Source organism: Salmonella sp. SAL04196, assembly GCF_046550835.1.
Taxonomy (GTDB): domain Bacteria; phylum Pseudomonadota; class Gammaproteobacteria; order Enterobacterales; family Enterobacteriaceae; genus Salmonella; species Salmonella enterica.
Genome location: NZ_JBGDXE010000009.1, coordinates 12986 through 38140, shown reverse-complemented (window position 1 = coordinate 38140; position 25155 = coordinate 12986). Strand labels below are relative to the sequence as shown.

The following is a 25155-nucleotide window of genomic DNA, read 5'->3' as shown; positions in this document are numbered from 1 at the left end:
GCTATCATTTGGCAAATCATGCCCTTAAACATTCACCACGTGAATGACAAATCAAAAAAACGCACAAAATGCCAAATTTCTTAACCAATTGATTTTCTTTTATTTTTTAAAAGACAGCGGCGAAAAACAGCAATTTTAATTCCATAACGTTATAAAAAATAAAATTTTTAATGTCTTTAAAAAGCAGAAACAATTAGCGTGGTATTAATTAATCGCGTGATTAGTGTATACTTAATTTTGTGATGAGGGTCACGAAACAAAGACCCCAGTAAAGGAATTCGACGAGGTAAAAATCATGAATATCAAAACCACTGTTGCAACATTAAGTGTTCTGTCCGTTCTCTCTTTTGGCGCTTTCGCCGCAGAACCTATCAGCGCAGAGCAAGCGCAAAATCGTGAAGCAATCGGATCGGTTTCAGTCAGCGCTATCGGCTCATCGCCTATGGATATGAACGCCATGCTGAGCAAAAAAGCGGATGAACAAGGCGCTACGGCCTACCACATTACCGAAGCGCGTAGCGGCAGCAACTGGCACGCCACTGCCGAACTGTACAAATAAAATTCACCTGCCATCGCATATAACGTGTCGTTACTTCGCGGAGATATCGCATAAGAAAAGCCCATTAATCCGCGAGGTTGACCCTATAAAGGAATAAAAGACCATGAAAACGAAATACATTATCGCATCACTCGGCCTGGCCACTCTGCTCTCTTTCGGCGCAAATGCCGCAGTACACCAGGTCAACGCGGAACAGGCGCAGAATCTGCAACCGATGGGCACCATTTCCGTCTCGCAGATTGGCAGTACGCCAATGGATATGCGCCAGGAGATCGTCGCTAAAGCCGAAAAAGCAGGCGCTAATAGCTATCGCATCATCGAATTAAAAGAAGGTGATAACTGGCACGCCACCGCCGAGTTGTATAAGTAAACCCTCGTCGTCTAACCCGACGACTTGCCCCCGCCTGCCGGGGGCTTTTTTATGCTTTTTCAATGCCGGACATTAAACCGTAGCCGCCCCTCCAGCTCTTCTTCCGCTTCATCAAAGAGTAAAATCAGCGCCCCGTAGCGCCTGCGCAGTTTATCAGGCAGGTGAACGAACTCAATCTCTAGCGGTAGAGGTAAGATATCGCTCATTACCGCATCCCATAATGTATCAAGATCGCTTACTTTCTCACTGGCAAGACCAAACGTCTGCGTAAACTCGCGATAAAAATCGCTTTGGTTTTTAATATCATTAAAATCAAAAGTATAGACATTCATAGCCAGCCACCATCCCCGACAGACAATTGTCTGTTTTACTACTAAGCATCATTATGCAGAGGTTTCACTTCCAGAAACGCTTTTAGCCCCGGAGCACTCTTGCGCTGTTTTTGTATCTCAAATAAGTATAGTCATAAAAAAACCGACGCTTTTGGCATCGGTTCTTGTGGGTTAGCTATCGGTAAGCGCGTTCTGGTATTTATGTAACATGCCCGTCAGGCGTTTAACCGGTTCCGTCACCTGCGGCGGCGCCTCCCAGATACGTAATTTCTCCTGATAGATATCCAGCTCATCCAGCAACTGACCAAAGTAGCGTCGCCGTTTATCATCGCTTCCGGCGGAAATAACATGGTCTGCGGTACGACGAAGCTGGCGGTGGAACACTGACAGGTCTTCATTAACCGGTATCGGCGCGTCGCGCAGACGTTGATGAGCAATGATCATCGTTAGCGCCAGGCGAAACTTCGGCAAATCGCCAGGGAATTTATTCATCAGCAAAAAGAGTTGCTGATATAACGCAGGCAGACGGTTTTCTTTACGACGAACCACGTTGGTCGTCATTGCCGAGACCGCAGCGGAAACAAACTGATTAAGCAGCACGCGACCGGTTCGATCTTTGGATTTATCACGCACCAGCAGGATGACGATAAACGCCAGCATACAGCCGACAATTTGCCCCAACGCGCTGTCGAGGAACTGGCTGAAATGGAACGTCATCGGATTATCCAACACAATAATGTTAATCGTACTGGCCAGCGCCCCCATCGACCCCAGACGTCGTTTCTGGACCTCAATGCCGATAAAGAACCCCAATACCGCCAGGCTCAAACATAACAACAGCATACTTTGCTGCGTATTGGGAATAATCACCAGGAAATAGAGCAATCCCAGCGGCAACGCCGCCAGAGTGCCATAAATAAAATCAATGCAGACCATGCGCGGATTGGGTAAACGCATCGCCAGCGAGGTCACCACGGCAATCATCACCATCGCGCCATTACCCGATGTCCAGCCGGTCCATAGCCAGAATAATGTCCCCAGTATGCAGGAAAGCGTGGTGCGCCAGAAGTTCACCATCGCATGGTGGCGTTCAGCGGATTCCACTTTAACTACGGGTTCGCCTTGCAGGATCTCTTCTTCCGTCGCGCTGATTTTGGTGTTGCTGATCACGCCGCGTTTAAGCAGCAGATAGCGCGTCGCAGCGCCTACCCAGCTATAAAGCGTGACGGGCGTTTCGCGCTCGCCGGTCCAGACAATGACACGCCGCATCCGTTTTAACTGCCTGTGGACGTCCTGTACCGTTTCAACCGGCGTCTCGAACAGTTCCCGGAATGTATCGGTAATCAGTTCCGGCCGCGTGTTTTGAATAAGATAAGTTTCACAGGATTGCGTAATCAGCGTGAGCGAAAGCGTATTCAACGCTTTCAGGCGGCGGTTAGCGCGTACCCAGCGCGAAGATTCCATATTCAGATTACTTCGCATCCCCTCCAGCGCCGCCGTGCGTCGCACCAGATCGCCCCAGGCGTTGTCGACTTCTTCGCTGTCGCCATGCTTAATACAAAGTTGCATTAGCTGATATTGCGCTACCAGTAAACTGTCCAGTTCGCGATCAACCTCCTGCTTTATCGATCGCGGCGAGAAAAGCAGATCCGCTAAAATAGCGCAGCCAATGCCGATGACGATTTCGCTACAGCGCTCAAGCGCAAATTGCGGCGTGAGCAGCGGCTCCGTCTGAATGGTAATCACAATGATCAGCGCAGTATAACCTGACAGTCCCCACGCATAAGAGTTTTCGATCCGTACTAAAGAGGAGATCCAGGTACAAAAACCGGCCCAGACACAGCACACCAGAATCATCAATAGCGGCGCGCGGATCATAGAGATAATAATGATAAGCGCGGCGATACAGCCAATAAACGTCCCGATAATACGCAACATTCCGCGATAACGGATAGCGCCGGAATAGGGTTCCCCGCCGGCGGCAAATGCCGGGCCTGCCGCCACGATCGCGGCGGTCAGCACCGCCCAACGCGGCGTCTCCAGTTGAAAATGGAAGCCGATAAACAATGCCAGCACAATGGCGCACGCCAGCTTTACCGCAAAACGAATGTGCTGGTTGGCAATGGAGAAAATGCCCATGACAATTAACCGAATTCGCGCAGCCGGTGCGCCATTTTACGGAAGAAGGAGTCCTGGCTTGCGTCACGATCCTGCTTACCGGTGATCACGACGGTTGCCGTCGTACCGGCAGGCCACAAATTTCCCTGCTGCTCGTCAAGCCGGATGCGCACCGGAACACGCTGGGCCAGACGCACCCATTCGAGGTTAGAGTCTATCGTCGCCATCCCTTTCGCATCGCTGGTACTGCTGGCATTCGTTACCCCTGCCGCCACGCTATCGACGGTACCTTTTAATACCCGGTTGCTGCCAAGCGGCGTGATTTCGGCACGATATCCCGGACGCACGCCTTCCAGCTTGGTCTCTTCCATATAGGCCTGCACGTAAAAAGAGTTCTTTTTCACCAGGGCGACGGCTGTGGAACCGCGGGTAATAAATTCACCGGCATAAACATTGAGGTTAGTCACCCAGCCGTCGGCAGGCGCGCGAATGACGGTGCGTTCCAGATCGAGTTTAGCCAGATCGCGCGTCGCCTGGGCTTTAGCCAGTTGATGCAGTACAGTCTGCAAAACATTGTTCGCCTGATCGATCTCTTCCCGGGACATCGCCTGTACGCCGAGGCGATTACGGCGACCGGCTTCCTGGCGTTTTTCCTGCGCCAGGACCTGATAATAGGCTACATCAGCTTCCGCTTCCGCCAGCGCTTTTTGATAGCGTGGCTGATCGATGGTAAACAGGACCTGATCCTTTTTCACCAGTTGGTTATCATGCACGTTTACATGGGTAATCAGGCCCGCGACATCCGGGGCAATAGCGACGACATCGGCGCTAAAACGCGCGTCGCGCGTCCAGGGAGATTCGGTGTAATACACCCAGGCGCGGAAAATGGCGATAAAGGCCAGAATAACCAGTACGAGGGTAATGGCCGTACGGGAGAGTTTTCTTGTTAGTGTTTTCACTTCAACCTCAAACGAACAGGCGCGATATTAAATAAAACAGACAACAATACAGCGCGGTATTGAACAAAGCCGGATGCCAGACAAAATCATAGATACCCGTCGGCACAAGCATCCGACGCACCAGCCAAAAAATAGCCAGTGACAAAAGCAATTCGAAAAATATCGGTGGGAAGGAAAGACCAAACACCACGATAACGGGAAACAGACTCATGTTGACCTTGATTTCTGAGAGAGAGCAGGCGATAGATTGTTAAGCTACATCGCCGCAGAGAAGGGCAAGAGACGCCAGGCGAGAGCGACATAGCTCTTATTCGAATAATAGTATATTAACGTAATTGTTATGCTGTTATCTATATTATGTGATCTAAATCACTTTTAAGCCAGAGTGAATAATGGAACGATTAAAACGAATGTCGGTATTCGCCAAAGTTGTCGAGTTTGGCTCTTTTACCGCCGCAGCCAGACAGCTGCAAATGAGCGTATCGTCCATCAGCCAGACTGTGGCGAAACTGGAAGATGAGCTTCAGGTTAAATTGCTCAACCGCAGCACACGCAGCATTGGGCTCACCGAAGCTGGAAAAATCTATTATCAGGGCTGTCGTCGTATGCTGCATGAAGTGCAGGATGTTCATGAGCAGCTTTACGCTTTTAATAACACGCCTATCGGTACATTGCGTATCGGCTGTTCTTCAACCATGGCGCAAAATGTGCTGGCCGGGCTTACCGCAAAATTATTAAAAGAGTATCCCGGTCTGGCGGTCAATCTGGTGACAGGAATTCCGGCTCCGGATTTAATTGCCGACGGGCTGGACGTGGTGATCCGCGTGGGCGCGCTGCAAGACTCCAGCCTGTTTTCCCGTCGACTCGGCGCGATGCCGATGGTTGTGTGCGCCGCCAAGCCCTACCTCGCTCAGTACGGCGTCCCGGAAAAACCCGCCGATCTCAGTAGCCATTCCTGGCTGGAATATAGCGTGCGCCCGGATAATGAGTTTGAACTTATCGCGCCGGAAGGAATTTCTACCCGATTGATTCCACAGGGGCGGTTCGTCACTAACGATCCGATGACGCTGGTACGCTGGCTGACCGCCGGAACCGGAATCGCCTATGTGCCGCTGATGTGGGTGATCGATGAGATCAATCGTGGCGATCTGGAGATCCTGCTGCCTCGCTATCAGTCCGATCCCCGTCCGGTGTACGCGCTGTACACCGAAAAAGATAAGCTGCCGCTTAAAGTGCAGGTAGTGATTAACGCGTTAACTGACTATTTTGTCGATGTCGCACACCTGTTTCAGGGGATGCACGGGCGAGGGAAAGAAAAATAAAAACACCGGGTAATTGCTGAAGACGATTGTAGCCAGATGCCACCCGACGCAGACATTGCCTGATGGCGCTGCGCTTATCAGGCCTGGGCGGCACACACCGCAGGCCTGATAAGGCGGACAGTTATGCGGTGCCGCCAACCGTCAGGTTATCGACTTTCAGCGTCGGCTGGCCTACGCCTACCGGCAGACTTTGACCCTCTTTACCGCAAACCCCCACCCCGTTATCCAGCTTAAGGTCGTTGCCGACCATGGAGATCTGTTGCATCGTTTCAATGCCTGATCCAATCAACGTCGCGCCCTTCACCGGCGTCGTGACTTTGCCGTTTTCAATCAGATACGCTTCCGAGGTAGAGAACACAAACTTGCCGGAGGTGATATCCACCTGACCACCGCCAAAGTTAGGCGCATAGATGCCGTATTCAACGGATTCGATAATTTCCTGCGGCGTTGACTGCCCCGCCAACATATAGGTATTCGTCATACGCGGCATTGGCAGATGCGCGTAAGATTCGCGACGCCCGTTACCGGTCGGCGCAGCGCCCATCAGGCGCGCGTTCAGCTTGTCCTGCATGTATCCTTTCAGCACGCCATTTTCAATCAATACGTTGTACTGGCCTGGCGTACCTTCATCATCGATAGCAACGGAGCCACGACGGTTCATCATTGTGCCGTCATCCACTACGGTGCAAAGCGCGGAGGCAACCTGCTCGCCGATCTGACCGCTAAACACAGACGTCCCACGACGGTTGAAATCACCTTCCAGCCCGTGCCCGACCGCTTCGTGCAGCAATACGCCCGGCCACCCGGCGCCCAGAACCACCGGTAACGTCCCCGCTGGCGCAGCGACCGCGGAGAGATTAACCAGCGCCATGCGTACCGCTTCTTTCGCCCACGCGTCGGCGCGAACCTCGCCGTCGAGATCGGCAAGAAAATACTCATAACCAAAGCGACCGCCGCCGCCGCTGGCGCCGCGCTCGCGTTTACCGTCTTCTTCCACCTGCACGCTAACGGACAACCGCACCAGTGGACGGACATCCGCCGCCAGCGTCCCGTCGGTCGCCGCCACGAGGATTAATTCATATACGCCGGTCAGGCTGGCGTTAACTTCCTGCACGCGTTTATCGGCTTCTCGCGCCGCTTTATCAACGCGTCTGAGGATATCCAGCTTCTCTTCGCGGCTCATACTTTGCAGCGGATCAAGGGTGGTGTAGAGCGGCTGATGCGCTACGGCGGCGAGCGTTTTTACCTTGCCTTCGCCGTTCTCGCGTACAATGGTTCGCGCTGCCTGCGCACTCTGCTCCAGCGCCAGGAGGCTTATCTGGTCAGCATAAGCAAAACCGGTTTTTTCGCCGCTAATGGCGCGAACGCCAACGCCCTGGTCGATATTATATGAACCATCTTTAATGATGCGGTCTTCTAAAACCCAGGATTCGTGATAGCTCGACTGAAAATAGAGGTCGCCATAATCAAGACGGCGTTCGGCCAGTTGGCCCAAAATAGCGAACAGATCCTGATGGTTCAGGCCATTCGCCGCTAGCAATTGTTCACTTACCAGGTTCAGACTCATCGTTTTTGCTACTCGTTGATTTCTGCCGGATGGCGGTTCACGCCTTATCCGGACTACGTTGTTAGATTGTACAAACCGGATAAACGCAGCGCCGTCCGGCATGACTATTTACTGAGAGTGGGGCAATTCCTCGCCCCCGTCAAATCATTGCTGGCTTTCTTTTCTCGGTTGGCGCAGAACTTCGTTGATCTGCGGCGCATCGACCGGACCGGTAATGCGATAACGCAAAATGGAGACCTTGCTCCATAGCGGCCCCAACACTTTACTGGCGGCAAATACCGCCGCGCCGACAATCGGGTTAACGGCAAACGCGGCAGCGACGCCCACGGTGGCGGAAATTTCCGGCGCGACAACGGCCTCCATATCAAGACGACGACGCACCAGATCAACAGAACCTTTCATTGCAATATCCGCTTCCAGCCCATCCACCAGCGTATCGTCAGTATGCAGGACGCCATCTTTAATCCACGCGGTACTATGAATAGAGTCGAAATAGAAGCCCTCGCTAAAGGTATCTCTGAAGTCAAACCGCAGCTTACGCAGCAACGCATCAAAACTGAGCAGCCGCAGTAGCTGTCCGGCATGACCGCTACTGAGATCAGTAAACTCGCCTTTGCCCAGACGCGTACGTAAAATCCCGTTGAGCGTGGCTTCCTCAGGTTGCCAGGGCGGGTTTCGCCAGTGCAGATCGTAATCTACGTTAAAAGACGCGTTCTGGATTGGCGTCGAGATACCGAAGAACCCGGCTGCCGTGTCGAGGTTACTACCATGCAGACTACCTTTCAGCGAGGTTCGTTCATTACCCGGCGCATTCACCCACTCGCCGTTCGCTTTCAAACGGGCGAATCCGGTATCGATCAGGCCATTCGCCAGAGTCAGCGTATTGCCTTTGATGGCGAAATCGCCATCAATACGCCCATATTTTTGCCCCCACAGCCAGCACTCTTCGCAGCGAAGCTGTAAGTCCGGCCAGCCGCGGAAGCTAATCGTGTTCGCCGAAGCCAACGGCGATGTCGGCGTGGGTGACGAGGCGTGCGTTTTTGCGACGCCAGGGTTGTAGTAAAGGTACTTAATGTTCGCCAGCCACGGCGCATGGTTGCGCATGAGCAGCGTGGCGTTCACCTCACGGCCCTGCGCTTCAATTTTTGTTCCGTTCAGCGAGGGGGCTGAAACGACGCTCAAATTGTTCCACTGCTGGCCGCCCAGCGATAGCGCGGGAGTACGCAACGTGACGCGTTGAGGAAACTCGGCCGAACTGCTCACGTTATCCGCCGCGCCTTTCTGGAATAACGCCAGCCACTGCGCGCCATCCAGCGCCGGCAGATTGAGCTCAACGCCTTGTTGAGCAGGTAATGGCGGAATCGTCCGGCTGTCCGTCGTCCAGATAGCCCGATCCAACGTCAGCTTCTGATTTAATAACCAGCGGCTGTTAAAGTGATTTTTACTCCCTGCGCTCCCCGTTAGCGCAAAACTTTTCAGGTTGCCGTCAGCCTGAATGTTCACCGGAATGGCTTCGCCTGCGGGTTTATTTAGCGGAGAAGGTAAGTGACTGCTCACATTTCTCAGATCGCCGTTCAGCTCGATGTGATAAGTGGTGTCAGCGTGATACGGAAGATCGATGCCGACTTTACCATTCCACGTCACGCTGCCGCTCAGGGCGTCATTCAGTTGCGGCGGTAAGACGCCCATACGCGTTGGCTGCCAGTTACCGTTCAGGTTGACGGCGACCTGATAGGCTTTTGCCCCTTCCGTCGTACTGAAATCCAGGTTAAGCGGCTGATTAAACCAGTTTGCCGTCAGCGGCCCGCTTTTTAGCGCGCCATTCACAAAGCTGAATTTACCGTTCAGATTTTTGAGCGTGCTGTTTAGCGGCTTAATAAACAGACTGTTATTACGCAACGAGACATCGCCCTCAGCGGTAACCTGTTCGCCATCCAGCGGAATATCAAGATGTAAGCGAGCATTCACATCGCCATCTAATTGGAGCTCCGCCAGCGTCGAGCCAAGCGAGTCTTTTAGTGGCGTCTCGTCGAAATAAGGCCCAACGGCTTTTCCCGGCCCGTTAATATCGGCATCAATGAGCAGTTTCTCTTTGGAATAATCCGGAATCGCCGCCGCGAGTTTGCTGGCCTTCACCCCGCCCAAATCGACGCTATCCGAACGCATCCACAGGCCGTCGTTCAGGAAATCCAGTTCAATGTTGAGATTTTTTAGCGCCGGCCAGTCGGGTTGAAAAGCAAACGTCGCATTGCGTAGCGGCACCAGCACTTCAAACTGACCTTCGTTATGCTTATAGGGAAAGAGGTGCGGGTTACCACCGTAAACCAACGTGGCGTTATCCGCCTCGCCGCCCTGAATCGCGCCGCTAAGGTAATCGACCAGCGCTTTGCCCATCAGGTTTTCCGGAAAATAGCGCCACGCCTGAGATCCATCGTCGGTACTGATTCCGGCCAGAATACCCAGCCACGGTTCGTCGCCCGTCGGTTGCAGATAGCGGAACCCGCCGCGCGCATGTACCGCCTTTGCTTTGACGTCAATGTCGCGGCCATCAAGCTGAAAGCCGTTCTCATTCTTCAACCAACTAAGCGTCGCGACGCCGTTTTCAATTTCCAGCGGCGCGCGAAAAACGGTTTCATAGGGCATTTTAGCCTGCTGCATCGCAACCTTCATCTGCCCGTCTTCTACGCTTCCCGCCAGCGTACCGGAAAAATGTTCCGCGCCGGGCAACAGCTTCCACTGTTTCCAGGCAAGATTTTCCCACGATGCCTGAAAACGCGTTTTTTCGGTCGCCTGTAGCGGAATATCCAACGCCAGTGTGGCGATCTTTCCGCTCGGCTGCGTAGCCTGCCATATTTCGCCCAGCACAGGCGACAGTTTAGCCGCCAGCGGCCGTAATGCTTCCAGCCCCGCCAGTTCAAGATTACTGGCGCGAATGCGTAGTTCATCGCTACGTGTGTGATTCTCGCCGCCGACATCCTGCTGCGGGAGCCAGGCCACGGTTAAGGCTCCGCTCGGCCAGGGTTTACCATCAAGCGTAATCCGTGTGTCCGGAATATAAAACTGCCAGCCCGGCTGCTCGCGGCTAATCTGCGCCGTCAGGTTATCGACAGACAGCGTGTGCGTCGTGTTATCACCCAGCCAGCTTGCGCCGCCCTGTTTCAGCCAGACGTCTCCTCCGGCGATTTCGCCTTTGCTGAGCGTCATCCAGCCTTCCAGACTGAAACGCGCCGTCTGGAGCGCCACATTATCCTGCATCCATTTGCCCAGCCACGGCTTGACGTCAATATCGTCGGCCTGTAACCAGACTCTGCCGTTATTCAGCAAACCGTCGTCATCGCGTAAATCCATCCGCACCTGCATCACGCCGTGCTGCCCGGTCAGGCTGGAGAGACTGACCTCGCCTTCGGCGCGGTGCCGCTCTTTGCCGTTTAGCCAGGTAAGCTGTGGGATCGCCAGCTCCGCGCGTTGTCCGGAAAGCGTCAGAAAACTGATTTGGCTATCGCGCAGATCGAAATGATCGAACTGACGCAGGAAAAGATCGCTTAAACGGCTGGTTTCGATGCCTTCGCCGTCGCTGCTTTGAAGAGGCGTGTTGGTGCGGAAATTGAGTTGCCAGAAGGTCAGGTCGCGAAACTGCCAGCGCATATGCAACAGGCTTTGCCAGACGTCCAGCGCCAACGTAACGCGTTTTATCGACAGTTCGCCGCCATCTTTCAGGGCGGCATGAATATTATGCGCTTCCAGCGTAGGGCCAAAATTTTGCCAGCTTGCGGAGAGTTGGCTAGCGGCCACCGGCACGCCGGTCACAGACTCAATTTTATTCAGGATAGCTGGACGCCAGGCGTCAAGATGAGGCAACGCCAGGCGCAACCCGCTAACCAGCAGCGCTGCAATGACGATGAGCGCGGCTCCAGTGAGCAATAAAATCCCCGGCAATCGCCTCACGCGTCTCTCCTTGTCTGCCAAAAAATACGACTCACACCCCTTGAAGGTATATTGCCGGATGGCGGCGCTTGCGCCTTATCCGGCCTACATGCGCTGGTGCTACTACTCAATTACATCATTACGACGTCAAACTGCTCCTGGTTATAAAGCGGTTCGACCTGAACTTTAACCTGTTTGCCGACAAAGATTTCGACTTCCGCCAGCGCGTGTGATTCTTCGCCTTTCAGCGCTTCCGCCACCGCAGGAGAAGCATAAACCAGGAAGCGATCGGAGTCATAAGCGTGATGAACACGTACAATTTCACGCATGATCTCATAGCAGACGGTTTCCACCGTTTTTACCGTCCCGCGGCCATGACAGGTTGGACACTCGTTACAAAGCACATGTTCCACGCTTTCACGAGTCCGTTTACGGGTCATTTCCACCAGCCCCAGCGGCGAAAAACCGTTAATACTGGTTTTCACGCGATCCTTACTTAACGCCTGTTCCAGCGAATGCAGCACCCGGCGGCGATGATCTTCATTATTCATGTCGATAAAATCGATAATGATAATGCCGCCCAGATTACGCAGGCGTAGCTGGCGGGCAATGGCCTGAGTCGCTTCAATATTGGTATTAAAAATGGTGTCGTCGAGATTACGGTGTCCGACAAACGCGCCGGTATTGATATCTACCGTCGTCATCGCTTCGGTTTGGTCAATAATCAGATAACCGCCGGACTTGAGTTCAACCTTACGCTCCAGCGCGCGCTGGATTTCATTTTCCACGTCATAAAGATCGAAGATCGGCTGATGGCCACTGTAATGCTCCAGCTTACTGGTCATTTCCGGGATGTATTCTGCGGTAAACTCCAGCAGCGACTCATAGGTCAGACGTGAGTCGACGCGAATTCGGTCCAACTGCGCATCGGCGAAATCGCGCAGCACGCGCTGCGCCAGCGCCAGTTCGCCATACATCTGGTAGCGCGTTTGCGGACGCTTTTTGCGCTCCATGACTTTCGTCCAGACGCGCTTGAGATAGGCGGCGTCAGACGCGAGATCCTCTTCACACACGCCTTCCGCCGCGGTGCGGATAATAAACCCGCCCTGTTCGTCGCAGTATTCCGCCACCACCTTTTTCAGGCGCTCGCGTTCACTTTCGCTTTCGATACGCTGGGAAACGCCAACGTGTGACGCGCCGGGCATAAAAACAAGGTAACGGGAGGGCAACGTGATGTCCGTGGTCAAACGCGCGCCTTTCGTGCCGAGCGGATCTTTCACTACCTGCACCATCAGATCCTGTCCCTGACGCACCAGTTCGGAGATATCGCGCACGGTAAACTGTTTTTGCTCGTCGCCCGCCACGCATTCGGTATGCGGCATAATGTCGGAAGCGTGAAGAAATGCGGCTTTATCCAGCCCAATATCTACAAAAGCCGCCTGCATACCTGGAAGTACACGACTTACACGACCTTTGTAGATATTGCCTACGATTCCGCGTCGCGCTTCGCGCTCAATATGGATTTCCTGAAGAATACCGCCATCAATGTACGCCACGCGCGTTTCCGATGGCGTTACGTTTACCAACAATTCAGCCGTCATGTTTATCCCTTTTATCACGCAGTGCGTTAAAATGACTCAACAACTCATACGTTTCAACCAGCGGTAAGCCGACCACGGCGTGATAGCTGCCATTTATCTTCCTGACAAAACAGCCACCCCGCCCCTGAATACCGTATGCACCTGCTTTATCTAAAGGCTCGCCGCTGGCGACATAGCCAGTAATATCCTGCGCAGAAAGCGTGCGGAAAGTCACCTCCGTTACCACCAGACAATCCAGCGTCTGCTGCGAGTCCGCAAGCGCAACAGCAGTCATCACCTGATGCGTATTTCCGGAAAGCAAACGCAGCATTTCTGCGGCATGAGCGGCGTCGCGCGGCTTTTCCAGCACCTCGCCGTTTAACACGACTATCGTATCCGCGCCCAACACCGGCAGATCACGGGGAACCAGCGCCACGCCAGCCTGCGCCTTTTCGCGCGCCAGCCGAACAACATACTGCTGCGCGCTTTCCTGAGCACGCCGTTGCTCTTCAATACCAGGCACGACCTGCTCGAATGAAAATCCAAGTTGAGTCAATAATTCCTGGCGACGCGGGGAACCGGAAGCAAGATACAGAGTTGTCATATCGACCTTTATTGCACAGCAAACTGCTGGCGTACTTTACGCATCAGCAAAAAGAGCCAGGGCCACAGCACGCCATTGACTACACTACTCCAGAACACTTCCGGTCTGAAAGAGACGTTGATCACTAAAAACTCGGCCCAGAAAACAATAATGTCCACGGCCAGTGAAAGCAACATTACCACCAGCGCCTGCTGCCAGAGCGCCAGGTTACGGAAGAGCTGGAATTTCAGAGCGACCAGATAGGCGACAATACTCATCGACAGAGCGCGCACGCCAAGTGTGGAACCGCTGATGAGATCAAGTATGGCACCCATCACAAATCCCGTCCCCACATTTACGCGGTGCGGCAGGGCCAGAATCCAGTACAGTAAGATGAGCAAAACCCAGTTTGGCCGGAAAACAATGATGTCGTCCGGCCAGGGCATGATTTGCAGCAACAGCGCAATAAGAAACGAGAGCCAGATAACCCAGCGCCCCTGGCTACGATAGCTCGCCACCATTACCCTCCCGGCGCACGCGCAGGCGGCGTGGTCGCGCCCGAAGGCGATGGTTGCGTTGATACCGGCGCAGTCTGGCCCGCAGATGGCTGAGTAATCCCCGTCGCCGGGTCCGGCACTGGCGCCGGCGGCCCCATCGCATCCGGAGAAGGCAACACCTGCGGCATCATCTGCATCAGGCGCTCATTGGCGACGCGGTGAACCTCTTCCGGCGTCATCGGATTGGCGCCGTTACGATCGGCTCCCCACAACAGCAGCAGATAGCGTAAACGCTGCAAACCCGCGGTTGGACGTGCCTGAATGACGGTATAGGCACGCTGAGTATCCAGCTTGACGGAGGAGACCACCGCCACCGGATACCCTTCCGGGAAACGCCCACCAAGTCCGGACGTTACCAGCACATCGCCGACGCGAATATCGGTATTGGCGGGCAGATGTTCAAGCTGAAGATCGTCAGTACAGCCGTTACCGGCGGCAATCACGCGGATGTCATTGCGCAGTACCTGAATCGGCAGCGCATGAGTCGCATCGCAAATCAGCAGTACGCGGCTGGTCAGTTTCGCCACGGCGACAACCTGCCCTACGACGCCTTTGTCGCTAATGACCGGTTGACCTTCATATACGCCATTAACGCTGCCTTTATCGATAACGACCTGATCGCTGTAAGGATCGTTAACCGTTGAAATAACCTGAGTCACCATTTTCTGCTCGTCCTGACGCAGCGGAGACCCCAGCAGCTCGCGCAACCGCGCGTTCTCCTGTTTGTACTGCCCCAGCATCAGCAGGTCGCTGTTTTTTAGCAGTAATTCCTGGCGCAGCGCCCGGTTTTCCAGTTCAAGCTGGTCGCGAGAAGCCAGCGTTTGTGACACGCTGTCGAGCAGTTCACGAGGGCCGTTTGAAATAAAATAGAAAGGACTGACGGCAGTGTCCATGTACGTTCGGATTTGACTGAACGTCCCCAGGCGGCTGTCGGCAATGATAACGCCGAGCGCCACCAGCACCGCCAGAATAAGGCGAATCTGTAGCGACGGGCCACGGCTAAAAATTGGCTTCATAGGCTATGCGTATTCTCGCGTCGGAGAGGCAGGACAATCCAGGGATAATCCTGCCCGTATCCAACTACTCTTCGCTGAACAGGTCGCCGCCGTGCATATCGATCATTTCCAGCGCCTTGCCGCCGCCGCGCGCCACACAGGTCAGCGGATCTTCAGCAACCACGACAGGAATGCCCGTCTCTTCCATTAACAGACGGTCAAGGTTACGCAGCAGCGCGCCGCCGCCGGTGAGCACCATACCGCGCTCGGAGATGTCTGACGCCAGCTCCGGCGGACACTGTTCCAGCGCCACCATTACCGCGCTGACGATACCGGTCAACGGTTCCTGCAACGCTTCCAGAATCTCGTTTGAGTTCAGGGTAAAGCCGCGTGGAACGCCTTCCGCCAGGTTACGGCCACGCACTTCGATCTCGCGGACTTCGTCGCCCGGATAAGCGGAACCGATTTCGTGTTTAATACGTTCTGCGGTGGCTTCACCGATCAGAGAACCGTAGTTACGACGAACGTAATTAATGATGGCTTCGTCGAAGCGATCACCACCAATACGGACAGAAGAAGAGTAAACCACGCCGTTCAGGGAGATAACGGCAACTTCAGTGGTACCACCACCGATATCCACAACCATTGAACCGGTTGCTTCAGAAACTGGCAGACCTGCGCCGATCGCGGCCGCCATCGGCTCTTCGATCAAAAAGACTTCACGGGCGCCTGCGCCCTGAGCGGATTCACGAATCGCGCGGCGTTCTACCTGCGTCGCGCCGACCGGCACGCATACCAGTACGCGCGGGCTTGGGCGCATAAAGCTGTTGCTATGCACTTGTTTAATAAAGTGCTGGAGCATTTTTTCGGTCACAAAGAAGTCAGCGATAACGCCATCTTTCATCGGACGGATCGCAGCGATATTGCCCGGCGTACGGCCCAGCATCTGCTTCGCATCATGACCGACTGCAGCCACGCTTTTCGGCGAACCGGCACGATCCTGACGAATGGCCACAACGGAAGGCTCATTCAATACGATGCCTTGTCCTTTTACATAAATGAGGGTATTCGCGGTACCCAGGTCAATGGACAGGTCATTGGAAAACATGCCACGAAATTTTTTCAACATACTAAGGGATAATCCTGAAAGCTGGGGCGGAAAACAAAATCCGCTTACTTTACCAACCACACGCAGCAGCGACAAGGCGCAAAAATCATCTGCTACGGTGAAAATTAGTGCAGTTCGTTTCCTTTGTTACAAATCTCGGCCTGAGTCCCTCAGGGCTGAAAAAATCAGCAGCAATCCTCGCCTTCGTTTGCAACCTGTCAAAGGTCATTCACCTGCATATTTGCTGCAACAATCTGGCGAGCAGACAAGCACACCCCCATGAGGCGCAGCGCGCGTTATTCTACGTGAAAACAAATTAAACGGCAGGTTAAACCGAGTATCTTTGCGAATATTTTTTCACGTTTGTGTCAAGTAGTTGGGAGGAGGCAAAAAAATCACCCTGCCCGCCAGCCACGCCGCGTTTTGTCAGCGTCTGCCACTCGCCGCGCGAACGGACGCCCGTCGCGTAAACCTGCGTAGGCGTACCCGCGCAGGCCTCTACCAGACTTTGAACCAGAAGCTGGTTTTCCGTTCGCTTCTCAATGTTTCTGACCAGACTCGGATGCAGCTTGAGTAATTCCACATTGAGCGCTTTAATCCAGCTCGTGCTAACCAGCGTCAAACCCGCCTGTGTCACCGCCACCCGAACGCCAAGCGCATTGACTAAGCGAAGGATGGGTTGTAACCGGCTGATGTGTTGACAAACATCTGCCTCCGCAAGTTCAATAATTATGCGATTTCGCTGTGATTTTTCACACTGCATTAACGTATCGCGCAACCAGCGCTGAAAACGCGGACGAATCAGCGACTCAACCGTCAACTGCATTGCCAGATTTTCATCCGGCCAGTAGCCCAGCAACGTAATCAGGCGGCTAATTTGTAATCTGTCATACTCTTCCGATAAACCAAATTGCAACACCATCGGCATATACTCCGCCGAGCTCACCTCTTCTTTACCGTCATAGATGCGACACATCAATTCCCGATGATGTACGCGACCTTCTCGCGTGACCGCTGGTTTTTGATAAAGTCGCGGTCCGCCCCGGTTCAGCATCTGCTCAATCAATGTGCGCCAGCGCACATTGCCGCGCCCTTTTTCCGGCAGAGTGTCGTCGTAAATAGCCCAGCTATTTCCCCCCTGCAGGGCGGCATTCCGCGCCGCGGCTTCAGCATGTTCCATCACCTGCTCGGTGGACTGTCCGCTGCGCCAGGCGCAAATGCCGATATGTACCATATCGTCACGATCGAGCATTTTGTTAGCCGGTAGCGCATCGACAGCTTTTAAAAGTTGTCCGGCAATACTTTCCGCTTCTTTCAGCGTTCGATGCGGTAGCAGCACGGCAAAGTCGCTGCGGTGATAACGCGCCAGCAGCGAGCCTGGGTAACGCATAATAAATGTCGATAGCAGATTGATAAGCATAAACATCTGCTCTTCCGCCTGATTGCCTCCCAGGCTGTCGCGCAGAAGATTGAAGTCTGGCAAGCGGATCATCATCACCACGCCATGCACTCCCACTTTTTCCTGATCTTCCAGCAGCGTCGCCAGTTGGTTATCAAAGAACAGACGGTTACCGAGTCCGGTTTTGGTGTCCTGCGCGGCGTAGGAGCGAATGAGGGTGTCCAGGCGGCTACGCTGTTCGTGAGCAAACTGAATTTCGGAAAGCAATACATCAAGCGCGCTACTGGTGCGCGCTGGCCATTCGTAAACAGAACCGCGGACATTCGCCCCGCGTTCGCCGTTCAGAATGCGCGTTGAGCGAATTTCCAGAAGCTCTTGCCCGGAAAGCTGCCGCTGCAGCCAGCGCACCGATAAAAACAAAATCAGAACGATAAAACCGATCGCCAGCGTCAGCGGCGCCGTGGTGATCAGTGAGTGAAAATAGTTACCCATCGGGTCCTGATAAACCAGACGTAGCGACATTCCTGGATGTTTTATCAGCGGTACGACCAGCTCGCGATACATGTCGCTGGTGCCGGCTGGCCGATAACCTCTGGCACGAGAATGGCTGTAGACGCTGCGCTCCCCCTGCAACAGATCGACACGCACAATATCGGAAGCGATCATGAGTTCGTCGATTTGCGGCGTCAGCGAGACAATATCATGGGTCACCAGGTGCGTATCAATGGCTGTCGCCGTCGCCTGCACACGGCTGACATACTTATACTGTACGGCGTTATAAAAGCTTAGCGAGCAACCTATCAGAGTCACGAAGATCGTTAACCCCGTGAGCAGCGTGATAAAAGCTGAGAATTTCGTCGTTAATCGCATCCTTGAGTTAACTCCGACGGTTATAAACAGTATGAAAAAGCGAATCTGAAGGCGGAATTCGCCACGGCGCGCAATGAAGCAGGCATACTACCAAAATGGATCTATCTGGCAATTTATTGCGTTGCATCGGCATCACGTTTTAATTAGCGAGTATAGTCTTCGTAGCTATTTTTCCAATCTACCATGTAAAGTGAGGACAGGTTATGCAGGCGTTGATCTTAGAACAGCAGGACGGTAAAACCCTCGCATCCGTGCAACATCTCGAAGAGAGTCAACTGCCGGCAGGTGATGTGACGGTGGATGTCCACTGGTCCAGCCTGAATTATAAAGATGCTCTGGCTATCACCGGAACAGGGAAAATTATCCGTCATTTTCCGATGATTCCTGGTATTGATTTCGCCGGCACCGTTCACGCAAGCGAAGATCCTCGCTTTCATGCAGGCCAGGAAGTACTACTGACTGGCTGGGGCGTGGGCGAAAACCACTGGGGCGGCCTGGCCGAACGCGCACGCGTTAAAGGCGACTGGCTGGTCGCGCTGCCTGCGGGACTGAGCAGCCGTAACGCCATGATCATCGGCACCGCCGGTTTTACCGCCATGCTGTGCGTCATGGCGCTTGAAGATGCAGGTATTCGCCCGCAAGACGGTGAGATTGTCGTCACCGGCGCCAGCGGAGGCGTGGGCAGCACTGCCGTTGCATTACTGCATAAGCTGGGCTATCAGGTTGCAGCAGTATCAGGACGTGAAAGCACCCACGGCTATCTTAAGAGCCTGGGAGCTAACCGTATTCTCAGCCGCGATGAGTTTGCTGAATCTCGCCCGTTGGAAAAACAGCTGTGGGCCGGTGCAATTGATACCGTTGGCGATAAAGTGCTGGCGAAAGTGCTGGCACAGATGAACTATGGCGGTTGCGTGGCCGCCTGCGGCCTGGCGGGCGGCTTCGCACTGCCGACCACCGTTATGCCATTCATTCTGCGTAATGTGCGTTTGCAAGGGGTGGACTCGGTGATGACCCCACCGGCACGTCGCGCAGAAGCCTGGGCGCGTTTGGTTAAGGATCTGCCGGAATCGTTCTATGCTCAGGCCGCCACAGAGATTACGCTGGCGGATGCGCCGAAGTTCGCCGATGCCATCATCAATAATCAGGTTCAGGGCCGTACGCTGGTGAAGATAAAATAACGTCACGTATAAAAAAATTTACACTTAATTAACTATTTATTTTTACACATTGACACACTCCCTGTCATATTCACTACACGCCATGTTGTGGTGGGTAGACCGGGAGTCTGTGATGAAAAAGATACGTCCATTAACAGAAGCCGATGTGACTGCGGAATCGGCTTTTTTTATGCAGCGCCGACAGGTGCTAAAAGCATTAGGCATCAGCGCGGCCGCCTTATCCTTACCCTCAACGGCGCAGGCCGATCTCTTCAGTTGGTTTAAAGGCAACGATCGTCCGAAAGCGCCTGCCGGTAAACCGCTTGAGTTTAGTCAGCCTGCCGCCTGGCGAAGCGATTTAGCGTTAACGCCGGAAGATAAGGTGACGGGCTACAACAATTTCTATGAGTTTGGCCTTGATAAAGCCGACCCGGCGGCCAATGCCGGAAGTCTGAAAACCGAACCGTGGACGTTGAAAATCAGCGGGGAAGTCGCGAAGCCATTTACGCTGGATTACGACGATTTAACACATCGTTTTCCATTAGAAGAGCGTATCTATCGAATGCGCTGCGTCGAAGCGTGGTCCATGGTCGTGCCGTGGATTGGTTTCCCTTTATATAAGCTACTCGCGCAGGCACAGCCCACCAGCCACGCTAAATATGTGGCATTCGAAACGCTATACGCGCCGGATGATATGCCTGGACAGAAAGATCGCTTTATTGGCGGCGGACTGAAATACCCTTATGTCGAAGGGCTACGTCTGGACGAAGCCATGCATCCGCTGACTCTGATGACCGTTGGCGTCTATGGTAAGGCGTTACCCCCGCAAAACGGCGCGCCCATTCGACTCATCGTTCCATGGAAGTATGGTTTCAAAGGTATTAAATCTGTTGTTAGCATTAAACTCACCCGCGAACGTCCGCCAACCACCTGGAATTTGTCGGCTCCCAACGAATATGGTTTTTACGCCAATGTGAACCCGCATGTGGATCATCCACGCTGGTCTCAGGCTACCGAACGCTTTATTGGTTCAGGCGGTATCCTTGATGTGCAAAGGCAGCCGACGCTGCTGTTTAACGGCTACGCCAATGAAGTCGCTTCGCTGTATCGCGGTCTCAATTTGCGGGAGAATTTTTAAGTGCGTCTGACAGCAAAACAGATAACCTGGCTAAAATTTTGTCTGCATCTTGCCGGTTTTTTGCCGCTTCTGTGGCTCTTTTGGGCGATAAATCACGGTGGACTCAGCGCAGACCCGGTAAAGGATATCCAACACTTTACCGGCAGAACCGCACTCAAATTTTTGCTCGCCACCTTGCTGGTTTCACCGCTGGCGCGCTACGCTAAACAGCCATTATTGATACGCACACGCCGCCTGTTGGGGTTATGGTGTTTCGTTTGGGCTACGCTGCATTTAACCAGCTATGCCTTACTGGAACTGGGGATACATAACCTGGCGCTGTTAGGAAGCGAGTTGATTTCACGCCCTTATTTGACGCTTGGGATCATTAGCTGGCTGGTGTTATTGGCGCTGACGTTGACCTCAACGCAATTTGCGCAGCGTAAATTGGGCAAACGCTGGCAAACATTGCATAACGTCGTCTATCTTGTCGCGATCCTGGCTCCCATACATTACCTGTGGTCGGTAAAGATTTTATCACCGCAACCGGTCATCTACGCGGCATTAGCGTTAGCCCTTTTAGCTTTGCGTTACCGGAAGTTTCGCCAGTGGTGGCGCTAGTTTGGTGAACTGTGCGGTCGATTGCAAAACGCAAAACAGGTAATGTCCTTTTTATGTTTCGGGTTGATTATCTTCCCTGATAAGACCAGTATTTAGCTGCCAATTGCGACGAAATAGTTATAATGTGCGACTTTACATTGCCCAACGGCGATTTTCGTTCGCAGAAAGGGTGACAATCGTGCAATGAAGGTATATTTTGTTTTTTGCCCGAAAATGGCAGAAGATAGCCACACAATGACTGGCAAATCATGAATTTCACCTTCGGGTGCTACGGCATAACAGGCAAATCAAAGATGCGCGGTATTTTACCCGCGGCAGTCATTCACATGCTTTACAGACGGCGCTAAAACGCCTGTCACAATCACACTAAACAAAGAGTACGGAACCCACTCATGGATATTCGTAAGATTAAAAAACTGATCGAGCTGGTTGAAGAATCAGGTATCTCCGAACTGGAAATTTCTGAAGGCGAAGAATCTGTTCGCATCAGCCGCACAACGGCAAACGCCGGTTTTCCGGTGATGCAGCAGGCTTATGCGGCGCCGATGATGCAGCAACCCGCTCTGTCTAACGCTGTCGCGCCAACGGCTACTCCAGCAATGGAAGCGCCTGCCGCAGCGGAAATCAGTGGTCACATCGTACGCTCCCCAATGGTTGGTACTTTCTACCGCACCCCAAGCCCGGACGCGAAAGCGTTCATCGAAGTGGGCCAGAAAGTGAACGTGGGCGATACCCTGTGCATCGTTGAAGCCATGAAAATGATGAACCAGATCGAAGCAGACAAAGCAGGTACTGTGAAAGCGATTCTGGTCGAAAGTGGTCAACCGGTAGAATTTGACGAGCCACTGGTCGTCATCGAGTAACGAGGCGAACATGTTGGATAAAATTGTCATCGCCAACCGCGGCGAGATCGCACTACGTATTCTTCGAGCCTGTAAAGAACTCGGCATCAAGACCGTCGCTGTGCACTCAAGCGCGGATCGCGATTTAAAACACGTATTGCTGGCGGATGAGACGGTCTGTATTGGCCCGGCACCGTCCGTAAAAAGTTATCTGAACATCCCGGCTATCATTAGCGCCGCTGAAATCACCGGCGCGGTGGCAATCCACCCGGGTTACGGCTTCCTTTCTGAGAACGCCAATTTTGCCGAGCAGGTTGAACGCTCCGGCTTTATCTTTATCGGCCCGAAAGCGGACACCATCCGCCTGATGGGCGATAAAGTGTCCGCGATTACCGCGATGAAAAAAGCGGGCGTGCCGACCGTACCAGGATCTGACGGCCCGCTGGGCGACGATATGAATGCGAACCGCGCTCATGCCAAACGTATTGGCTATCCGGTGATCATCAAAGCGTCCGGCGGCGGCGGCGGCCGCGGTATGCGCGTGGTTCGTAGCGATGCTGAACTGGCGCAGTCCATCTCCATGACCAAAGCGGAAGCGAAAGCGGCTTTCAGCAACGACATGGTATACATGGAAAAATACCTGGAAAATCCACGCCACATCGAAATTCAGGTGCTGGCGGACGGCCAGGGCAACGCTATCTATCTGGCGGAACGCGACTGTTCCATGCAGCGTCGCCACCAGAAAGTGGTTGAAGAAGCCCCGGCGCCAGGCATTACGCCGGAACTGCGTCGCTATATCGGCGAACGCTGCGCGAAAGCGTGCGTAGACATCGGCTATCGCGGCGCAGGGACGTTCGAATTCCTGTTCGAAAACGGCGAGTTCTATTTCATCGAAATGAACACCCGTATTCAGGTTGAACACCCGGTGACTGAAATGATTACCGGCGTCGATTTGATCAAAGAGCAGTTGCGCATCGCGGCGGGTCAGCCGCTGTCGATCACACAGGACGAAGTTGTCGTTCGAGGCCATGCGGTAGAATGCCGTATCAATGCCGAAGATCCGAACACCTTCCTGCCAAGCCCTGGCAAAATCACGCGCTTCCATGCGCCTGGCGGCTTTGGCGTTCGCTGGGAATCTCATATCTACGCGGGCTACACGGTGCCGCCGTACTATGATTCCATGATCGGCAAACTCATCTGCTACGGTGAAAACCGCGACGTGGCGATTGCCCGTATGAAAAATGCCCTGCAGGAACTGATTATCGATGGTATCAAAACCAATATCGATCTGCAGACCCGCATCATGAATGACGAACACTTCCAGCACGGTGGAACTAACATCCACTATCTGGAGAAAAAACTCGGTCTTCAGGAAAAGTAATCGCACGTTAATCTCAAAAGGCCGGTGAATCCGGCCTTTTTTATTTCTGGGGATAGCGATGCCCCATCATGTACAATTCCCGCTTTCTTCACCCATAAGGGACAAAAAATGGACGCTCGTTTTGTTCAGGCCCATAAAGAGGCGCGCTGGGCGCTGTGGCTGACCCTTTGCTATCTGGCAGCATGGTTAGTGGCTGCTTACTTACCTGGAGACTCGCCGGGAATTACCGGTCTGCCGCACTGGTTCGAGATGGCCTGCTTATTGACGCCGCTGGTCTTTATTTTGCTGTGCTGGGCGATGGTGAAATTCATTTATCGCGATATTTCGCTGGAGGATGACGATGCAGCTTGAGGTCATTCTACCGCTGGTAGCCTATCTGATCGTGGTCTTCGGGGTCTCGATTTACGCTATGCGCAAGCGTACCGCCGGCACCTTTTTAAACGAATATTTTCTTGGCAGCCGTTCGATGGGCGGGATCGTGCTCGCGATGACGCTTACCGCCACCTATATTAGCGCCAGTTCATTTATCGGCGGTCCCGGCGCGGCTTATAAATACGGTCTGGGCTGGGTCTTGCTGGCGATGATCCAGCTTCCCGCCGTCTGGCTTTCACTGGGTATTCTGGGTAAAAAATTCGCTATCCTGGCGCGTCGCTATAATGCCGTCACGCTTAACGATATGCTATTCGCTCGTTACCAAAGCCGCCTGCTGGTGTGGTTGGCAAGCCTGAGTTTATTGGTCGCGTTTATTGGCGCAATGACCGTACAATTTATCGGCGGCGCGCGACTGCTGGAAACTGCGGCGGGAATTCCCTACGAAACCGGCCTGCTGATATTTGGCGTCAGTATCGCACTCTATACGGCGTTTGGCGGCTTTCGCGCCAGCGTACTTAACGATACGCTACAGGGCCTGGTGATGCTGGTCGGCACGATAGTGCTGCTGGTGGGCGTGATCCATGCGGCGGGCGGTCTAAGTCAGGCCGTTGACACGCTGCACGCTCTCGACCCCAAACTGGTAACGCCGCAGGGCGCCGATGACATACTTTCTCCCGCCTTTATGACCTCTTTTTGGGTACTGGTCTGTTTTGGTGTGATTGGCCTGCCGCATACGGCGGTGCGCTGCATCTCCTATAAAGACAGTAAAGCGGTACACCGGGGCATTATTATCGGTACGATTGTCGTGGCGATTTTAATGTTCGGGATGCACCTTGCCGGCGCGCTGGGTCGCGCGGTGCTTCCGGATCTGACGGTGCCGGATCTGGTGATCCCAACGCTAATGGTGAAAGTTTTGCCGCCGTTTGCCGCCGGGATCTTCCTCGCTGCGCCAATGGCGGCGATCATGTCAACAATTAACGCCCAACTGCTGCAAAGTTCCGCGACGATCATTAAAGATCTCTATCTCAATCTACGCCCCGATCAGATGCAAAATGAGATCCGGCTGAAGCGTATGTCGGCAGCGATTACTTTACTGCTAGGCGCGCTGTTGCTGCTGGCCGCATGGAAACCGCCAGAGATGATCATTTGGCTCAACCTGCTGGCGTTTGGCGGCCTGGAAGCGGTGTTCTTATGGCCGCTGGTATTGGGCCTTTACTGGGAGCGGGCAAACGCGGCAGGCGCGCTAAGCGCCATGATCGTGGGCGGCGTGCTATATGCCCTACTTGCCACATTTAATATTCAGTACCTGGGCTTTCATCCGATTGTGCCCGCGTTACTGTTAAGTTTATTGGCTTTTCTGATCGGAAACCGATTCGGCTCTTCCGCTTCGCAAGCCACCGTATTGTCTACTGATAAATAAAG

At 53.6% G+C, this 25155-nt stretch carries 22 protein-coding genes; 10 read left to right on the top strand and 12 right to left on the bottom strand.

Annotated features, from left to right (window positions below):
* Positions 1-295 precede the first annotated feature (295 nt).
* The gene (yhcN, locus tag ACLJPE_RS21110) at positions 296-559 is read left to right on the top strand and encodes a peroxide/acid stress response protein YhcN (RefSeq protein WP_001022820.1); all 264 of its coding nucleotides are present in this window, start codon (positions 296-298) and stop codon (positions 557-559) included.
* A 103-nt stretch (positions 560-662) separates the two neighbouring features.
* Positions 663-929 carry a DUF1471 family stress response protein YhcN-B gene (gene yhcN-B, locus ACLJPE_RS21105; protein ID WP_000853277.1) on the top strand — a complete coding sequence of 89 codons (267 nt, stop codon included), beginning with the start codon at positions 663-665 and terminating at the stop codon, positions 927-929.
* A gap of 59 nt (positions 930-988) precedes the next feature.
* On the opposite strand, the gene ACLJPE_RS21100 is transcribed toward yhcN-B, so the two are convergent.
* The 4 genes from ACLJPE_RS21100 to aaeX all read right to left on the bottom strand — a co-directional run bounded on the left by ACLJPE_RS21100 (position 989) and on the right by aaeX (position 4549).
* Positions 989-1261, bottom strand: a complete 273-nt coding sequence (locus ACLJPE_RS21100) for a hypothetical protein (RefSeq protein ID WP_001103887.1) — start codon at positions 1259-1261, stop codon at positions 989-991.
* A 171-nt stretch (positions 1262-1432) separates the two neighbouring features.
* Entirely contained in the window at positions 1433-3400 is a 1968-nt protein-coding gene (gene aaeB, locus ACLJPE_RS21095) for a p-hydroxybenzoic acid efflux pump subunit AaeB (protein ID WP_000510913.1), read from the bottom strand.
* Between the two features lie 5 nt (positions 3401-3405).
* Positions 3406-4338, bottom strand: coding sequence for a p-hydroxybenzoic acid efflux pump subunit AaeA (aaeA, locus tag ACLJPE_RS21090; protein WP_024155350.1), 933 nt, complete (start codon positions 4336-4338; stop codon positions 3406-3408).
* A gap of 7 nt (positions 4339-4345) precedes the next feature.
* Complete coding sequence (gene aaeX, locus ACLJPE_RS21085; protein WP_000051840.1) at positions 4346-4549, bottom strand: p-hydroxybenzoic acid efflux pump operon protein AaeX; 204 nt, start codon at positions 4547-4549, stop codon at positions 4346-4348.
* A gap of 181 nt (positions 4550-4730) precedes the next feature.
* Between aaeX and aaeR the strand changes: the two genes are divergently transcribed.
* On the top strand, positions 4731-5660 hold the full coding sequence (gene aaeR / locus ACLJPE_RS21080) for an HTH-type transcriptional activator AaeR (protein WP_000440300.1): 930 nt from the start codon (positions 4731-4733) through the stop codon (positions 5658-5660).
* Between the two features lie 121 nt (positions 5661-5781).
* On the opposite strand, the gene tldD is transcribed toward aaeR, so the two are convergent.
* From tldD to csrD, 8 genes are all read right to left on the bottom strand, one after another.
* Entirely contained in the window at positions 5782-7227 is a 1446-nt protein-coding gene (gene tldD / locus ACLJPE_RS21075; protein ID WP_000055936.1) for a metalloprotease TldD, read from the bottom strand.
* Positions 7228-7371: 144 nt separating this feature from the next.
* Positions 7372-11172: an AsmA2 domain-containing protein YhdP gene (gene yhdP, locus ACLJPE_RS21070; protein WP_001253503.1), complete on the bottom strand. Its 3801-nt coding sequence runs from the start codon at positions 11170-11172 to the stop codon at positions 7372-7374.
* A 110-nt stretch (positions 11173-11282) separates the two neighbouring features.
* A complete protein-coding gene (gene rng / locus ACLJPE_RS21065) occupies positions 11283-12752 on the bottom strand; it encodes a ribonuclease G (RefSeq protein ID WP_000123188.1) in 1470 nt (489 codons plus the stop codon).
* Positions 12742-13335, bottom strand: a complete 594-nt coding sequence (locus ACLJPE_RS21060; RefSeq protein ID WP_000210306.1) for a Maf family protein — start codon at positions 13333-13335, stop codon at positions 12742-12744. Before ACLJPE_RS21060 ends, rng begins: the two co-directional genes overlap by 11 nt.
* A gap of 8 nt (positions 13336-13343) precedes the next feature.
* Entirely contained in the window at positions 13344-13832 is a 489-nt protein-coding gene (gene mreD, locus ACLJPE_RS21055) for a rod shape-determining protein MreD (RefSeq protein WP_000179403.1), read from the bottom strand.
* Positions 13833-13834: 2 nt separating this feature from the next.
* Positions 13835-14887 (bottom strand): rod shape-determining protein MreC, encoded by a 1053-nt coding sequence (gene mreC / locus ACLJPE_RS21050; RefSeq protein ID WP_000802538.1) that lies wholly within the window; start codon positions 14885-14887, stop codon positions 13835-13837.
* 64 nt (positions 14888-14951) lie between these two features.
* The gene (gene mreB, locus ACLJPE_RS21045; RefSeq protein WP_000913396.1) at positions 14952-15995 is read right to left on the bottom strand and encodes a rod shape-determining protein MreB; all 1044 of its coding nucleotides are present in this window, start codon (positions 15993-15995) and stop codon (positions 14952-14954) included.
* A gap of 307 nt (positions 15996-16302) precedes the next feature.
* Positions 16303-18243, bottom strand: coding sequence for an RNase E specificity factor CsrD (gene csrD / locus ACLJPE_RS21040; protein ID WP_001241381.1), 1941 nt, complete (start codon positions 18241-18243; stop codon positions 16303-16305).
* A 203-nt stretch (positions 18244-18446) separates the two neighbouring features.
* Between csrD and ACLJPE_RS21035 the strand changes: the two genes are divergently transcribed.
* From ACLJPE_RS21035 to panF, 7 genes are all read left to right on the top strand, one after another.
* On the top strand, positions 18447-19421 hold the full coding sequence (locus tag ACLJPE_RS21035) for an MDR family oxidoreductase (protein ID WP_001148254.1): 975 nt from the start codon (positions 18447-18449) through the stop codon (positions 19419-19421).
* Between the two features lie 112 nt (positions 19422-19533).
* Complete coding sequence (gene msrP / locus ACLJPE_RS21030) at positions 19534-20538, top strand: protein-methionine-sulfoxide reductase catalytic subunit MsrP (RefSeq protein ID WP_000723877.1); 1005 nt, start codon at positions 19534-19536, stop codon at positions 20536-20538.
* Entirely contained in the window at positions 20539-21138 is a 600-nt protein-coding gene (msrQ, locus tag ACLJPE_RS21025) for a protein-methionine-sulfoxide reductase heme-binding subunit MsrQ (protein WP_001529296.1), read from the top strand.
* 392 nt (positions 21139-21530) lie between these two features.
* Positions 21531-22001, top strand: coding sequence for an acetyl-CoA carboxylase biotin carboxyl carrier protein (gene accB / locus ACLJPE_RS21020; protein ID WP_000354628.1), 471 nt, complete (start codon positions 21531-21533; stop codon positions 21999-22001).
* A gap of 10 nt (positions 22002-22011) precedes the next feature.
* Entirely contained in the window at positions 22012-23361 is a 1350-nt protein-coding gene (gene accC / locus ACLJPE_RS21015; RefSeq protein ID WP_000884627.1) for an acetyl-CoA carboxylase biotin carboxylase subunit, read from the top strand.
* A 108-nt stretch (positions 23362-23469) separates the two neighbouring features.
* Positions 23470-23712 (top strand): YhdT family protein, encoded by a 243-nt coding sequence (locus ACLJPE_RS21010; protein WP_000340018.1) that lies wholly within the window; start codon positions 23470-23472, stop codon positions 23710-23712.
* Positions 23702-25153 (top strand): sodium/pantothenate symporter, encoded by a 1452-nt coding sequence (gene panF, locus ACLJPE_RS21005; protein ID WP_001175682.1) that lies wholly within the window; start codon positions 23702-23704, stop codon positions 25151-25153. The genes ACLJPE_RS21010 and panF overlap by 11 nt, the downstream gene beginning before the upstream one ends.
* Positions 25154-25155: the final 2 nt, after the last annotated feature.